We start from the raw sequence: 13517 nt of genomic DNA, 5'->3' as shown, positions 1-13517 counted from the left end.
TCGGCAGGCCCACCCCCCCCATGCGGCGCGTCCTGGACCTGCTCGCTCACCGGTACGGCGCCCCCGAATGCTCGCGCTCGGACTGGTCGGCGCGGCCCTCGTCCGGCGCCGCATCGCCACATTGTTGTTGACCTGATCGAGGGGGGTGTCGCCCTGCTCCGCGGCCTGAACCTCGGGGAACCGGATATCAGCCTGTGGTGGCATGTGGGCTATCTGCCCGAGAAAAGAAACATCGGCAGAACCACAAGGGGCCACTGGGAGCCGCAGAGACAGGGCGTCCATGGGCCAGAAGGCTGCTGGGACTCCTGGTCGTCGCCGGGGCGACCGCGTTCGGGGTGGTGATCCCGGTCCAGTTCGGACTCTCCGGCCGCGTCAACGTGGCGTGGGGTGCGCTGGCAGCTCTTGCCGCGATCGTGGCCGTCTGGAAGAGCCCGCATACCGCCGGCAGCGGGACCTCGGCACGGGGGCGGCGGGTGCTTCCCGTGATGGGCAGGGCACTGGCCAGGGGGATCGCCGCAGGGCTCCTGCTCGGCCTCGGCTTCGGCGTCGCGGACGCCACGGTGCTCGCTGGCCGGGCGGCCGCAGCCCCGCAGTTTCCGCCGGGCGGGGTATGGCGCACCGCTGCGAACGGCGATCGATTCCTGGTGACCCCCGATGGATGGCGACACGCTCGGCTCGCCGACGGCACCCGGGTCGCCCTCACGCCCAAGGCAGCCCACTGGAAAATCGACCGCCTGCCCGACGGGACGGTCTATGCGAAGACCGCCGGTGAGACGTGCGACGGCACGTGCCAGACAGTCCACCGACCCATGGAATTCCACCTGCGCCCAGGTCACGGCGGGATCCGAGTGAAGCTGTCCGACGGTACCTTCGCCGACAGCTACGGCATGGAGGACATCCTTCCGGATGCCACAGGGAACTGGCTCATCACAGGCACGCCAAGTGTCTTGTTCGCCAGGGCCTTATGGACGTGTCTGCTTATCGGCCTCTCCGTCGGGCTCCTCAGCGGAGCCACGGCAGCCCTGCACCGCTGGCTGATCACCCCCACCGACATCACACGGCTCGGCACTCCATGGGACGGGCTGCGCGCCGACCGGGCTGCAGCGGTCAGCCGTGGTGCCCTCCTGACGGCCTTCGCCCTGCTGTGCGCGTTCGCCATACGGGGACCAGGGGAATCGACCCCGGACACCGTCTCGACCTCACCGTTCATCCTGCTGTTCGCGGTCCCCTTCGCTGTCCTTCTCAGCGCCTGGGGCTGGTTCCTGGTCACCCGGCTCTGGCTGTGTACCACCGGCCGCCTGCCCTGGCGGCTCATGCGCTTCCTGGACGAGGCTCACCGCAGAGGGGTACTCCGGCAGACCGGTGCCCTCTACGAGTTCCGTAACGCACGGCTGCAAGAGCGCCTAGCTGCTGGGGGCGATCGATCCAGGTCGGTGCAGCAGCCGTTCATTGTGTCTTGAGTTCCGGCACACCGCCAGCGAGGCCCACGCGCGGCCACGTCCCGCCTCTCCCGCGCGGCATCGATCTCCACAGCCGGGCCTCGGCCAGTGCGAGGTCAGCCCCACAGCCCGCATCTTCGTCACGGCGATCGCATGCGTCGGGCCGGCCAAAGCGAACCTCCCCGAGGCCATGGGCGATCTCGGTCTGAAAGCGCGCGCTCGTCGCCCAGGCGACCGGCCAGCACACCGGCGCACACGGAACGGATGATCCCTCCGAGCCGAGGCACGTTGCCGGATGCGCCAAGAAATCCAGGCGCGCGAGGTCACGCGCGGCTGCTGTGGACGGCACTTGTCTATGACCACTTCACCCGAGCGGCGAACGGAGCACGCAGCGATGCCTGAGTATGTAGTCGTGGCAGGAGTCACAGCGGTGGGGTATCTGGCCCTGGTGCTGCGTACATGGGTGCGCGTGAGAGGCATCGTCCAGCGGGAGAAAGCCCGCGGAGCCTTCCGCCGTGACGTGCTGCGTGAGCTTCCCCAGGGCAGCCGCTTCGTCGACGAGGCAGACCAACTGACCATCGAGGTCGGGGCAGAGGACAGGACACAAAGGCGTTCGGTGTGAGCGGGCCAACTGAGTGGTCAACCCGTGCGGCCTGCCGCACAGTTGACCCATGGGAGATGTTCGTTCCTGCCAGAGCGCGAGAACGACGCCAGAGCGACTGCCTCGGCTGCCCGGTCCAGATCCCGTGCCTCGCCCACGCCCTCGACAACCGCATCACGGACGGCATCTTCGGCGGCTGGTCGCAACGAGAACGCCGCGCACTCTTGCGGATGGCACCGGCAGTCAGCTCCTGGAGCGGGATTCTCGAGGCCGCCGGCACGGACTTCGAGAAGGCGGCAGCGCTCGCGCAGCAGCAGCGGTGCCTGCCGTGGCTAAGCTCTGAGGAGGAGGCGGCCTTCACCGCCGTGTTCCGCGCTCGGTTCGTGCCCCTTGTGGCCTTTTTGATCAAGGCCGGTGGCTCGCGACAAGACGCGGAGGACGCCGTGCAATCCGCGTGTGTGGAACTGGCCGAGACCTGGCGCCGCGTTGAGTGTCCCGAACCATGGCTGCGCACCACGGCCTACCGCATGTGGCTGAAGTCCGTGTACCGGATCAGACCGGACGAGCTGACGGAGGAGATCCCCGAGAGCCCGGCGAACGATCACAGCGATGACGTTGCGGAGAAGTTAGCCATGGTCCAGCTGCTTCGGCGCCTGCCGTTGCTGCAGCGCACGGTGATGGCGTTCGAATTCGACGGCTGTGAACCATCCGAGACCGCCGAGGCGCTGGGCGTGCCGGCCGCGAACGTACGCCAGAACCTGCGGCGGGCCCGTCAGAAACTGGAACGTCTGCTGGACGAAGACGCGGGAGGTGGGCAGTGAACGCCGAACCATCCTCGAACTCCCGTCTTCAGATGTTCCTTGAGGCGGGCACGACCGAGCTGGAGGCCACGCTGGACGCGTCGACCGACATCGACGCAAAGCTGTCGGCTGCATGCGACGCCGCTGCACAGGCGGACCCGAAGGCATCCTCGCTCACCCGGATGCTGCACGCCGAAGACGAGACGCTCCGGGAGATGCTCACGGCATCGACCGACGTGGAGCACAAGCTCACCGACACGCTGCGCAAGGCAGCAGCCCCCAAGCAGACCACCGCGCAAACCAGGCCGCGGGCCGACGCCAGCCGCCGATCCGCATCGATCTCCACTGCCGCCCGCACAGACTGGGCAACACCGCGCAACATCGCAGGCACCCTGCCCGACATTCCGGAAGTCCGCGTGGTCGGACTTCCCCAGCTCACGTCGGGCTTCGACCTTGTCGAAAGACTTGACCTGCCCATGCATCTGAAGGTGCACGGGCCGCTCGAACCGTTGGGCGGCGAGCAGCTCGCGAAGCTCGCCGAGAACATCAACCTGAAGGGCCGCGGCGGCGCGGGCTTCCCCTTCCACACGAAGCTGCGCTCGGTCGCCGAGTCCGCCATCAAGCGTGGCGTCCGGCCGGTCATCGTCGTCAACGGCAGCGAGAGCGATCCCACTTGCCGTAAGGACACGGTCCTGATCAACCGCGCCCCGCACCTCGTCCTGGACGGCGCGCTGCTGTGCGCCGAGGCCCTCGGCGCCCGTGAACTCGTCATCGGGGTCACCCGTGAATCGACGCAGCGCTCGATGGAGGCTGCCCTTGCCGAACGCGGCCTCAGCAACAGCCGCCGCTCGCCCCTACGCGCGTGGGTGCACCGCAACCCCAGCCACATGGTCACCGGAGCGGGGGCGTCGCTGATCCGCTCCATCGACGGCGGCCCGGCGATCCCGCCCGGCCGCAAGGTCAGCGCCTCGCAGAACGGCGTCGGCGGCGCCCCGACCCTGCTGTCCAACGCCGAGACCTTCGCCCAGCTCGCGATCGCCGCCCGCATCGGCCCGGAGCGCTACGGCAACACCGGCCTGTACGACGAGCCGGGCACCGTCATGCTCACCGTCTCCGGCGCAGTCGCACGCCCTATGGTCATCGAGGTCCCCACGGGCGTGCCGCTGCGCTACGTCCTCCAGCTCGCCGGCGCCCCGCCCGTCCCGCAGGGCGTGCTCACCGGCGGCTACCACGGCAAGTGGATCGACGCGGCGACGGTCAACGAGGCCATCGTCTCGCGCAACTCCCTGGACGCGGTGGGCGGTTCGCTGGGCGCCGGCGCGATCCTGCCGATCACCCAGGAAACATGCCCGCTCGGCGAGTCCCTCCGCGTCGCACAGTGGCTGGCCGAGGAGAGCGCGGGCCAGTGCGGTCCCTGCTACCTCGGTCTGCCGGCCGCCGCGCGCGGCATGGAGGACATCCTCAACGGCGGTGGACCCGCCGCCCTGGAGGCGCTCAAGCAGGTTGCGAAGAACGTCAAACGGCGCGGCGCGTGCTCGCACCCGGACGGCTCCGCGATGTTCCTGGAGTCGACCATCAAGGCGTTCACCGACGACCTCGCGGCGCACGTCCTCGGCAATGGCTGCGGACGGCCCGTGGAGGGCGTTCTGCCGCTCTTCGAGGGCGGCAGGGGCCCGGCGGGCATCCCGGGCGGCGCCGAGGCGGAGGAGAACGGCCCCAGCCGCCAGAAGATCTACGTCGACTGGACCCTGTGCCGCGGCCACGGCCTGTGCGCGGACATCCTCCCGGAGGTCTTCCAGCTCGGCGCCGACGGCTTCCCGACCGTCGCCCAGGCGAAGGTCCCGCGCCACGCCGAGGCCAAGGCCATCCGCGCGGTGCGCCGTTGCCCGGCCCTCGCCCTGCGCATCGAGGAGGACACGCCCCACGACCAGACGTCCCGCAACCTGCCGATCCTCTCCCAGGGCCGAGAGCTCGGCACACCCGACCGGCGCGGCGCCATCTGACCGATCTCCTCCCGTGCGTGGCCTTGCCATCGGCACCACGGGAGGAGATCGGTCACCGCGACAGTGCTCCAGGCATGCCGCGCGAACCAGCCAGAGACAAGTGAAAGCACGTGACCCGGCGCCGTTCCCATTCAACCGCGGGAGGGCAGAAAGGGAGCGGGCGGTCTCGATCCAGGGGCGGTGTACGGGGCCGCCTGAGCCAAGCCCAGGCGTCCTGTCAGCGCAGGGCGCTTGCTACAACGTGCCGCCCTGCCAGGCGCAAGAGATCGGCCAGCCAACTGCCTTCCACACAGCGTGCACCAGGTCGTCGAGGTGGACGACGTCGTAGTCCCGCAGTCGCGTACGAGCTGGCTGGCCAGGAACCAGCCCAGTTGGGGATGTTCGTACGGCAGCGGTTCGTCGTCCTGGCCGGGCAGCGGCTCGGGGCCGCTTTGGGTGAAGCGATAGCGGGTCCCAATGACGCCCCACACCGTGGTCTCACGCGCGAGGAAGGCGAGGTGCCCCTTTTCTCCAAGGTGCTTGCACTGCTCGGCTGAGGGGCGCGCGTGCGCGAGGCGTACTGGCGGCTGGGTGGTCTTGCCGGCTCGCCGGGCCGGTGGGGTTTGCGGCCCGGCCAGGAAGAGGTAGCCGGCGGGTGTCTCCGCCGGGCAGAAGCCGATCTGGCACCGGAGCCGGGCCTGTAACCTCGCGATCGAGGGGGCCCGTTCCGCCCGCCCGCCGCCAGATGGCCAGGGTGAACGCGTCACCCTGGCGCCGTCGTTGAAGTCGTGGCTACGTCGTTGGGCTGTGGGCGGCCCAGATGCGGGTCGTGATCCGCAGCAGGCCTGGGTCGATCGGTTCTACGTCCTCGGCGTGCTCGCGGTGGGCTTAGGTTCTGTCTCTTTGGTCAGCGTCGGGTCCAGATGAGGATGCGCGCGAGGTGGAGTGCGGCCTGGTAGGCGATCGCGAGGTTGTCGGTTCGTGTGGCCAGGCCGCGCCATTGCTTGAGGCGGTTGATGCACCGCTCGACGGTGTTGCGCTGCTTGTAGACCTCGCTGTCGAAGCGGGGCGGACGGCCACCGAGTCTGCCTCGCCGCAGGCGGTGGCCGACTTGGTCGGACGGCTGTGGGATGACCGCACGGATACCCCGGCGCCGCAGGTGGCTACGGATGGCGCGTGAGGAATACGCGCGGTCGGCCAGAACAGCCAGGGGCCGGGTCCGGGGCCTGCCCGGACCCGTGCGGGGCACGCGGATGCGGGACATCACTGTCTCGAACGAGGGTGCATCACCTGCCTGGCCAGCGGTGGCGGTGAAGGCGAGAGGCCGTGCGCGGCCGTCTGCGGCCAGGTGGACCTTGGTGCTCAGCCCGCCGCGGGAGCGTCCGAGCGCGTGATCGGCGGGCTCGCCGGAGCGTGCCGCCCCCTTTTGAGTGCTCCGGCAGCGTGCTGGTGAGCTCGGACGATCGTGGAGTCCACCGACACCGTCCAGTCGATGTCGTCGTCGGCGTCTGCCGCCGCCAGGAGTGCGGCGAGGATCATCTCCCAGGTGCCGTCCACGGCCCATCTGATCAGCCGCTTGTGAGCGGTCTGGAGGGAGCCGAGTTCGTCGGGAAGGTTCCGCCAGGGCGAGTTGGTGCGGTACTTCCACGCGATGGCCTCAAGAGTGCGACGGTGGTCGGCCCATCGCCGCCCGCGGACCGGATCCGCCGGCATCAGCGGCACGGACACATCCGATCAACTGACCAACCCACCAAAGAGACACGCGCTAGGTGAGCGGCCTAGTTCGAGGAGCATTTCGACTCGTCGATAGCCTGCATCACCATGATGCGCGCTTGGATCCTGCCGATGCTGTTTGTGCTCAGCGGCTCAGCCGTCGCAACCGGGCTGATCTTCAAGGGGAGCCCCGGCACAGCCGCAGCCCTCCTGCTGGCGTTCCTGGCGCTCGCCGGCGTGAACTCACCCCTGATCTTCCCGAGGTCGATCGGCGTGCAGGAAGCACAACGCCGCAGTGCGGTCGACGACCGACCGGTCGTCTTCTGGCGGCCGGGCTGCAAGTACTGCATCCGGCTGCGCATCCGGCTGGGCCGCAGCGCCCGCCAGCTGCACTGGGTCAACATCTGGCGCGACCCGGCAGGAGCCGCAGCGGTGAGAGCAGCCAACGACGGTAACGAGACCGTGCCGACCGTCATCGTGGCGGGCCAGCCACACACCAACCCCGACCCCGAATGGGTGCGCGGACAGCTCTCCCCTTCCGCGTGATCAGAAACCGCACCCTACGGAGAGCCACCCGCCGCACCAAGCGCACGGAGGTTACAAGACAAGCTGAGGGGCGGCCGAGGCTGCCTGCCATCGGAGGGCGGCCCATGCCGCCCCCCGCCAGAACACGGCGCGCTACTCGAAGCGCCGGACCGCCTCACGCAGCCTGTCGTCGTCGTAGAAGCGCCGTGACCAGAAGGAATCCGGCTTGGCGAGACGGATGGCCCCGACCCACCAGAGGAAGTGAAAGGCCACGCCGAAGACAGCCATGCCGTACTTGCCTTTGAGGGCCGTGACGACGAGGGGGACGACCCAGATCACCAGGACGAAAGCGATGCCGAATACTGCTTCCACGGATTCTCCATCCGACAAGGTAGCGGACCGGACCGCGACGCTAACCGGCGTCGGCGGGGAGGGGTCCCGGTCGTCCTCGTCACCGGTTCGGGCGAAGTCCGCACCGCCGTACGGCAGTTATCACCTTGAATGATCAAGTTCATGGAACGATTCGACCTGCGAGGATAAAACTCAAGCTGGGCTGTGGGCGGCCCGGATGCGGGTCGTAATCCGCGGCAGGTCCGGGTCGATCGGTTCTATGTCCTCGGCGTGTTCGCGGTGGGCCCAGGTGTCCCAGTCCGGCCCGGAGTTGCCGAGCTCTTGAGCGGCGATCGCGCCGTCCGCCGGGTGGGTGATCAGTTCCTCGCAGGCACGGCAGATGTGGACGCTGTTGCCCGCTGACCGCCCAGGTTCACGCGGTGGTTGTACAGTGCGTTCACCGACCGTGCCGGCTTGGTCGTCACGGCCGGCCGGACGGCGGCGGTGTCTCCGTTGCCAAGGCGCAGGCGCATCTGTGTCTCGCCGAGGCATGCCTGCGCGCACATCTTCGGGACGTCGTCCTGCGGCAGGCCCGGGATGGCTGCCTTGGCTTCGGGGTTCAGTTGCCGGATGTGATCACGCAGCAGCACAGCGAGCGGCGTCGGCGCCTCGGGCGTGAGCGGGTCGGCGTCGTCGGTGAGCAGCCGCCGGGCGGTCTTCCGGATCGTCTCGACGTCCAGGGGCGGTGCCTCTGCCTCAGCCGGTGGGCGGGTGGTAGGAGTTGCCATGTCGTCGCTCCTTCGAAGCGTCGGCCGGCCCCGGGGCCGTGTCAGTGGTCGCCGGGGTCTTCTCGTGTCTGTCGACGCTAGGAACGCGCCACTCTGGTCGGCTACGAACTTGCATGGGCTTGCACGCCAATTCGCGCGGCAAGACGCCCTGTTGACGCTGTCGTGGCAGGCCGTGGCGCTGATGTGCAAGCACGAGCAAGCGCCTGGACATAGGAGATCAGGAGACGCGATCATGGCCATGGAGTTCATCGGGATCGACCCCGACACCGGCCGCGATCACTGTCCCACCGTGTGGGCGGACGCCGAGACAGGAGAGATCTTGTTCCAGGGCTGGAGGCCGGACGCCGCCACGCAGGCCGCCTGCGAGTCGTCGAGCCCCGCGAGCGGCTCTGTGCCCGACACGGAGGCGATCATCCGCATCCCGGCCCGGATGATCCGGTGATCAGGGAGGCGTGTGATGCCGTCGAGCGCGCCCACGTTCGCTGAGTTGCTGGCGGGCTGTGAGCACTCCGCCGTCCACCTGGAGCTCAGGGACGCCTACGCGCCGGCCGAGCGCTTCGACGCCTGGCGGCGGGGCGACCGGATCGACTGGGACGATCGCGCCTCCTGGTGGGACGACTACCTCCAGACGATCGCGGACACGGTCGGCCGGGGTGTAGTGATCCGCCGTGCCCGGGTCGTCTCTGAGCCGGTCTCCGAGTACATCCGTGGAGCACTACGTCACGTGGGAGTTGATCGAGGCGGGCGAGCGGGTGCGCTGGCTGCCCCGGCGCCGGACAACTGATCTCTCCTTGCCGGGCAATGACTTCTGGCTGTTCGATGGCCGTGTGGCGTGCGTCCATCACTTCGACGGCGACGGCGGCGGCGACGGCGACGGCGACGGCGACGGGGCCGTGGTCGACGACGAGTTCACCGAGGACCCGACGCTGACCAAGCACGTGTCGGCCGCCTTCGAGGCGTTCTGGGAGCGCGCGGTCCCGCATGAGCAGTACACCGTCTGACCGGCACAGCCAGCTCATGTCTCCGCATCCGTCGTCGAGCGTCCAGCAGGCCCGCGAGCGTCTCGCGGCACGCCTGCGGGACTTCCGGCTCGACGCTGGTCTGACCAAGCGTGAGCTGGCCGTCCGCTGCGGCTGGCACGAGTCCAAGTCCGCCCGGATCGAGGGCGCGAAGACGCCTGCCTCTGACGGGGATATTCGCGCCTGGTGCGAGGCGTGCGACGCAGCCGACCGGGCGCCTGATCTGATCGCCGCCAACCGGCAGTCGGCCGAGATGTACGTCGAGTGGCGTCGCCTCCAGCGGACCGGACTGCGCCGCCTTCAGGAGTCCGGCGCGACCTTGTACCAGCGCACCCGGCTCTTCCGCGTCTACTGCTCGGACGTCGTGCCGGGCTTCCTTCAGACGCCGGGGTACGCCGCGGCCCTGCTGAAGTCGATCGCCGCCTTCAGGAGGACACCCGACGACGTCACCGAGGCCGTGGAAGCGCGCATGCGCCGCAACTCAGTGATCCGCGAGGGCGATCACCGGTTCGCGATCGTGCTCGAAGAGTCGGTGCTGCGGTATCGCATCGGCGACGCCGACACGACGGCCGCGCAGCTCGGGCACCTGCTCTCCGCGATGGCGCTGCCGTCCGTCTCGCTGGGCGTGATCCCCTTCGCCGTCGAGCGCACCGTCTGGCCGATGGCGACCTTCACCGTGTTCGACGATCAGCGGGTCCACGCCGACTCGCTCGACGCCGCCGCGACGCTTACGGCGCCGGGGCAGGTCGACGCCTACCTTCACGCCTTCCACGGACTGTCCGGGCTCGCCGTTCACGGAGCCGCCGCGCGGGGACTCGTGACACATGCGCTCGCCGCGCTGGATGGCTGATCGTGCCAACCGGCATCTCTAGCCCCGAGGGGTGCCTACTACTCGGGGTCTGGGAACTCTTGGTCGATCTTCGGCAGCTCTGCCTTGATCTCTGCGATGGCCCTCTGTCGGCTTTGGATTGCCTCCCTGGCCATCTCTGAGGGTGAAGCCAGGGCCCTTCGCAGCCTGCTCCCGGAGAATGTCGATCTCGGCCTCCCTAGCGCGCAGGTTGTCTCGTGTGGGGTGTGGGTTGTCGGGTGAGGGCTGTGTTGTGGGGTGGTGCTGGGCGTGGCGTGGTGCGCGTCGTTGCTTTTGAGGCGGTAGTGGCGCGGGATCTTGCGGTTTTTCCACCGTGACAGGGTGTGTTCCGCCTGGGCTCGGGTCCGGCGGTGGATCGTGTTCTCCGCTTGCTGCTGTGGGCTGGTGCGTCTGGCCTCGTGGTCTGCGGTGCGGGGTGATCAGGCTGGTGCCCTGGTAGCCGCCGTCGGCGAGGGGCGGTGTGTCGTGGCGGGTCTGGTCGGTGCCGGGTTCTGTGAATGCCCGGTAGTCGTCCGGGCTGTCGGGCAGTGGTAGGCCGGTCGTTTCCATCGGGCGGTTGTTGGCGTCGGTGACGGCCTGATGGTTCGTCGAGTATCGGTGGTTGTTGCTGGGGGTGGCGATGCTGCGGTCGTGGGTGGGTGCCGGGGTGCCGGGGTGCCGTCGAGGGTGTGGACGGTGTCCTTGTGCGGCTTGCGGGCCGGTGAGGTGGCCGGCGGAGGGGCGAGGTGGTCGAGGGTGCGGTCGGCCGCAGGTTTCGAGGCTGCGGACAGTGGCGCCAGCTGTCGCAATGTCAGGTTTGTGCGCCAGTACGTCGCTACCAGCAGCGCCCGGTCCGCCGGCGGCAGCTGTCAGGGACGGCCGTGCTGAGCGTCATTGCCGCGGCGCCGCACCAGTGCCACCAGCGTCACCAGCTGGGTGAACTGGCCTTCGGTCGGCCCGGAGAGTGGCTGGATCCGTTTCGGATCTTCCGCTGGTTTCACCTCGCCCGTGTCCGGCGAGCGCATCGAGCGCCCTGCCGGTTAGGGGGCAGCTTCTGGGGTGGTGTCGTCTTGGTGGCGGGCCGTCGGGTGGCGGGGTTTTGCGCTTGGTGTGGCTGGAGGTGCTGTGCTGGTCTCCCGGTTTGAGGGAGTGGTGGGTTTGGGTGTGGGGGTGTTGAGCCTTGGCGGTGGGGTGTGTCAGGTCAGGGTTTGGGTGCCGATGGCTGCGAGCAGGGCGAGTTGTTCGGCTGTGGTGGTTGCCGGTGGTGCGGAGCAGATGGCGATACGTAGATCGTTTCCGGGGATGGTGAGTGTGTCGCAGTCGACGGTGACGGGGCCGAGGTCGGGGTGGTGGACGGTCTTGCTGTCTGTGGTGTGGAACCCGACGGTGTGGGAGTCCCACAGGTCCTCGAAGCGTTCGCTGGTGCTGCGCAGGCTGGTGATCAGTGCTGTGAGGTGGGTGTCTTTGGGGTAGCGGGCGGCGCAGGAGCGCAGGTCGCAGACGAGGGCTGTTTCGAGCCGGTTCTGTTGGTCGGGGGTGTGGGTGACGCGGGTGGGCAGGTGGGTGAAGTGCCGCCAGGCGATGTTGCGGTCTTTGCCGCGCCAGGGCGAGGGGTCGCCCATGAGGGCGGCCCACAGGGGGTTGCAGGAGATGAGGTTCCAGGCGGCATCGTGCACGCTGAGCGGGTTGCCGTTCAGCTGGTCGAGCAGGCGCTGGACGCTGGGCGGGATGTGTGGGGAGATGTGGCCGGTGGTGGGTGGTGCCTGGCCGGCGAGGAGGTAGAGGTGGTCGCGTTCGGTCTCGGTCAGGCGCAGGGCGCGGGCGAGGGAGGCCAGGACCTGCCCGGAGGGTGAGGTGGCGCGGCCTCGTTCCAGGCGGACGACGTAGTCGACGGAGAGTCCGGCGAGCTGGGCGAGCTCTTCGCGTCGCAGTCCGGGGGCGCGGCGGACGCCCCCGAGGGGCAGGCCCAGGTCTTTGGGGCTGGTGCGGTCACGCCAGTGGCGAAGGGCCTGGCCAAGCGCTGCGGGTTCGTCGTTCACGCATCCATTGTCCGCCGGGCAGGGTGCGACAGCCTGGTACTGGCCGACCCCCCGCTGAGGAGAGCTCTCCCTGTGTGTTGCTGCAGCGCGCAGGCTCGGTGGCATGACAACAATCACCGTGATCACCGGGGCCACCAAGGGGCTCGGTTTCGAAACGGCCCGTCGCCTGATCGAGCAGGGCCACACCGTCTATGCCGGCGCCCGCGACGCCCACCGCGGCGAGCAGGCCGCGAAGGCCCTCGGGGCCCGCCCGCTGCTGATCGACATCACCGACGAGGCGTCGGTCGATGCGGCCGCACAGAGGGTGCGCGCCGAGGCGGGCCGCGTGGATGTGCTGGTCAACAATGCGGGCATCGCCGGGCCGGCCGCGCCGGCCGGTGAGCTGACCGCCGCCGATCTGCAGCAGGTCTTCGACACCAACGTCTTCGGGGCTGTGCGCACCACCCGCGCTTTTCTGCCCTTGCTGCAGGCCGCGGCCCGTCCCGCGGTCGTGAACGTCTCCAGCAGCCTGGGCTCGCTGGCGATCAACGCCGGCCCGGCCGCCCACACCGATATCCTTCAGGCGTGGGCGCCGCTGCTGGCCTACAACTCCTCCAAAGCCGCGCTGAACATGCTGACCGCGGTCTACGCACAAGCGTTCCCGCACATCAGTGTGGTCTCGGTCGACCCCGGATTCACCGCGACCGACCTCAACGGCCACCAGGGCACCCAGAGCGTGGAGGACGGCGCGGCGGTGATCGCCGCGGCCGCCACCGCCGGCCCCGGCGCGCCCAGCCCTGCCTTCCTCGGCGCCACCGGCCCCGTGCCCTGGTGACCTCTGCACCCTTCCCGCTCCCGCGGCTGCAGACCGCGGCCGTGCCCCACCACCACGAAAGAATGATCATGAACGGCATGCACCAGAAGTCCCTCGAGACCGCCCAGGCGTTCATCACCGCGTTCGAAAACCGCGACCCGGCCGCAGTGGCGGACCTGCTGTCCAAGGAGGCGACCTTCGTCATCCCGCTGTCGATCGCGGGCACCCCCGAGCCCTGGTACGTCTTCGACAGCCCCGCCGCCGTCCTCGCCTACGTCGAGTCGGTCGCGGCGAAGTTCGACCACGTCGCCTTCCTGGACAAGGTCTGGACGGTCAGCGAGGACGCCCGCTCGGTGTTCCTCCAGGCCAACGGCGACATCCTGTCCAGCGCGGAGAAGCTCGTCTACAACAACGTCTACATCTTCCGCATCGACGTCGCCGACGGCCAGATCATCAAGGTGTGGGAGTACGCCAACCCGGTCGCCTACGCCAACCTCGGCATCGCCGACTCCGAGGCCGAAGCAGCCGCCCAAGACCGCTGATCTGCAGACCCGGCAGCCTCAGAGGCGCCCCCCGGCAGACCGCAGCGGTCCGCCGGGGGCGCGCCGGCCGGGATCCCGCCCCCTGCCGGGCCTGGTCGA

At 69.2% G+C, this 13517-nt stretch carries 12 protein-coding genes and 3 pseudogenes; 10 read left to right on the top strand and 5 right to left on the bottom strand.

Going from position 1 to position 13517, the window contains the following annotated elements; genetic code table 11:
* The first annotated feature begins 335 nt into the window (after positions 1–335).
* The 4 genes from EJ357_RS00540 to EJ357_RS00525 all read left to right on the top strand — a co-directional run bounded on the left by EJ357_RS00540 (position 336) and on the right by EJ357_RS00525 (position 4843).
* Entirely contained in the window at positions 336–1460 is a 1125-nt protein-coding gene (locus EJ357_RS00540; protein ID WP_126387551.1) for a hypothetical protein, read from the top strand.
* A 373-nt stretch (positions 1461–1833) separates the two neighbouring features.
* Positions 1834–2061 (top strand): hypothetical protein, encoded by a 228-nt coding sequence (locus tag EJ357_RS00535; protein WP_126387549.1) that lies wholly within the window; start codon positions 1834–1836, stop codon positions 2059–2061.
* Positions 2058–2861, top strand: a complete 804-nt coding sequence (locus EJ357_RS00530) for a sigma-70 family RNA polymerase sigma factor (RefSeq protein WP_126387547.1) — start codon at positions 2058–2060, stop codon at positions 2859–2861. Before EJ357_RS00535 ends, EJ357_RS00530 begins: the two co-directional genes overlap by 4 nt.
* A gap of 359 nt (positions 2862–3220) precedes the next feature.
* On the top strand, positions 3221–4843 hold the full coding sequence (locus tag EJ357_RS00525; protein WP_126399042.1) for an NADH-quinone oxidoreductase subunit NuoF family protein: 1623 nt from the start codon (positions 3221–3223) through the stop codon (positions 4841–4843).
* 886 nt (positions 4844–5729) lie between these two features.
* On the opposite strand, the gene EJ357_RS00520 is transcribed toward EJ357_RS00525, so the two are convergent.
* Positions 5730–6535 (bottom strand): IS5 family transposase gene (locus EJ357_RS00520; RefSeq protein ID WP_126399039.1). Its coding sequence is split into 2 segments (ribosomal slippage): positions 5730–6241 and positions 6241–6535, totalling 807 coding nucleotides; the frame shifts between segments, so codons are not numbered across the junction.
* Positions 6536–6643: 108 nt separating this feature from the next.
* Here EJ357_RS00520 and EJ357_RS00515 point away from each other — a divergent pair.
* Positions 6644–7081 (top strand): glutaredoxin domain-containing protein, encoded by a 438-nt coding sequence (locus EJ357_RS00515; protein ID WP_126387545.1) that lies wholly within the window; start codon positions 6644–6646, stop codon positions 7079–7081.
* A gap of 132 nt (positions 7082–7213) precedes the next feature.
* On the opposite strand, the gene EJ357_RS00510 is transcribed toward EJ357_RS00515, so the two are convergent.
* Both EJ357_RS00510 and EJ357_RS48005 read right to left on the bottom strand, forming a co-directional pair.
* Positions 7214–7432: a hypothetical protein gene (locus tag EJ357_RS00510; protein WP_126387543.1), complete on the bottom strand. Its 219-nt coding sequence runs from the start codon at positions 7430–7432 to the stop codon at positions 7214–7216.
* A 335-nt stretch (positions 7433–7767) separates the two neighbouring features.
* Complete coding sequence (locus EJ357_RS48005; RefSeq protein ID WP_175647247.1) at positions 7768–8178, bottom strand: DUF6415 family natural product biosynthesis protein; 411 nt, start codon at positions 8176–8178, stop codon at positions 7768–7770.
* 232 nt (positions 8179–8410) lie between these two features.
* Here EJ357_RS48005 and EJ357_RS00500 point away from each other — a divergent pair.
* The 3 genes and pseudogenes from EJ357_RS00500 (at position 8411) to EJ357_RS00490 (ending at position 10047) form a co-directional block, all read left to right on the top strand.
* Positions 8411–8664, top strand: a pseudogene (locus EJ357_RS00500) (hypothetical protein).
* Positions 8636–9179: pseudogene (locus EJ357_RS00495) on the top strand (DUF6879 family protein). Before EJ357_RS00500 ends, EJ357_RS00495 begins: the two co-directional pseudogenes overlap by 29 nt.
* Before the next feature lie 16 nt (positions 9180–9195).
* On the top strand, positions 9196–10047 hold the full coding sequence (locus EJ357_RS00490; RefSeq protein ID WP_126387541.1) for a helix-turn-helix domain-containing protein: 852 nt from the start codon (positions 9196–9198) through the stop codon (positions 10045–10047).
* A gap of 269 nt (positions 10048–10316) precedes the next feature.
* Here EJ357_RS00490 and EJ357_RS00485 read toward each other — a convergent pair.
* Together EJ357_RS00485 and EJ357_RS00480 are read right to left on the bottom strand one after the other, a co-directional pair.
* A pseudogene (locus tag EJ357_RS00485) lies at positions 10317–11069 on the bottom strand (transposase); the annotation flags it as partial.
* A 171-nt stretch (positions 11070–11240) separates the two neighbouring features.
* Positions 11241–12083 (bottom strand): helix-turn-helix transcriptional regulator, encoded by an 843-nt coding sequence (locus EJ357_RS00480; RefSeq protein WP_228472865.1) that lies wholly within the window; start codon positions 12081–12083, stop codon positions 11241–11243.
* A 103-nt stretch (positions 12084–12186) separates the two neighbouring features.
* On the opposite strand from EJ357_RS00480, the gene EJ357_RS00475 reads away from it, so the two are divergent.
* Positions 12187–12897 (top strand): SDR family NAD(P)-dependent oxidoreductase, encoded by a 711-nt coding sequence (locus EJ357_RS00475; RefSeq protein ID WP_126387537.1) that lies wholly within the window; start codon positions 12187–12189, stop codon positions 12895–12897.
* A complete protein-coding gene (locus EJ357_RS00470; RefSeq protein WP_126387535.1) occupies positions 12894–13418 on the top strand; it encodes a nuclear transport factor 2 family protein in 525 nt (174 codons plus the stop codon). Before EJ357_RS00475 ends, EJ357_RS00470 begins: the two co-directional genes overlap by 4 nt.
* Positions 13419–13517 lie beyond the last annotated feature (99 nt).

Source organism: Streptomyces cyaneochromogenes, from assembly GCF_003963535.1.
GTDB classification, from domain to species: Bacteria; Actinomycetota; Actinomycetes; order Streptomycetales; family Streptomycetaceae; genus Streptomyces; species Streptomyces shaanxiensis.
Note: the sequence above shows the minus strand (reverse complement) of the source record. Positions and strands in the feature narration are given on the sequence as shown.

Excerpts from the sequence above, each read along its gene's own strand:
- EJ357_RS00535 (WP_126387549.1), top strand. The coding sequence starts at position 1,834 with ATGCCTGAGTATGTAGTCGTGGCAGGAGTCACAGCGGTGGGGTATCTG.
- EJ357_RS00515 (WP_126387545.1), top strand. The coding sequence starts at position 6,644 with ATGATGCGCGCTTGGATCCTGCCGATGCTGTTTGTGCTCAGCGGCTCA.
- EJ357_RS48005 (WP_175647247.1), bottom strand. The coding sequence starts at position 8,178 with ATGGCAACTCCTACCACCCGCCCACCGGCTGAGGCAGAGGCACCGCCC.
- EJ357_RS00490 (WP_126387541.1), top strand. The coding sequence starts at position 9,196 with ATGTCTCCGCATCCGTCGTCGAGCGTCCAGCAGGCCCGCGAGCGTCTC.
- EJ357_RS00475 (WP_126387537.1), top strand. The coding sequence starts at position 12,187 with ATGACAACAATCACCGTGATCACCGGGGCCACCAAGGGGCTCGGTTTC.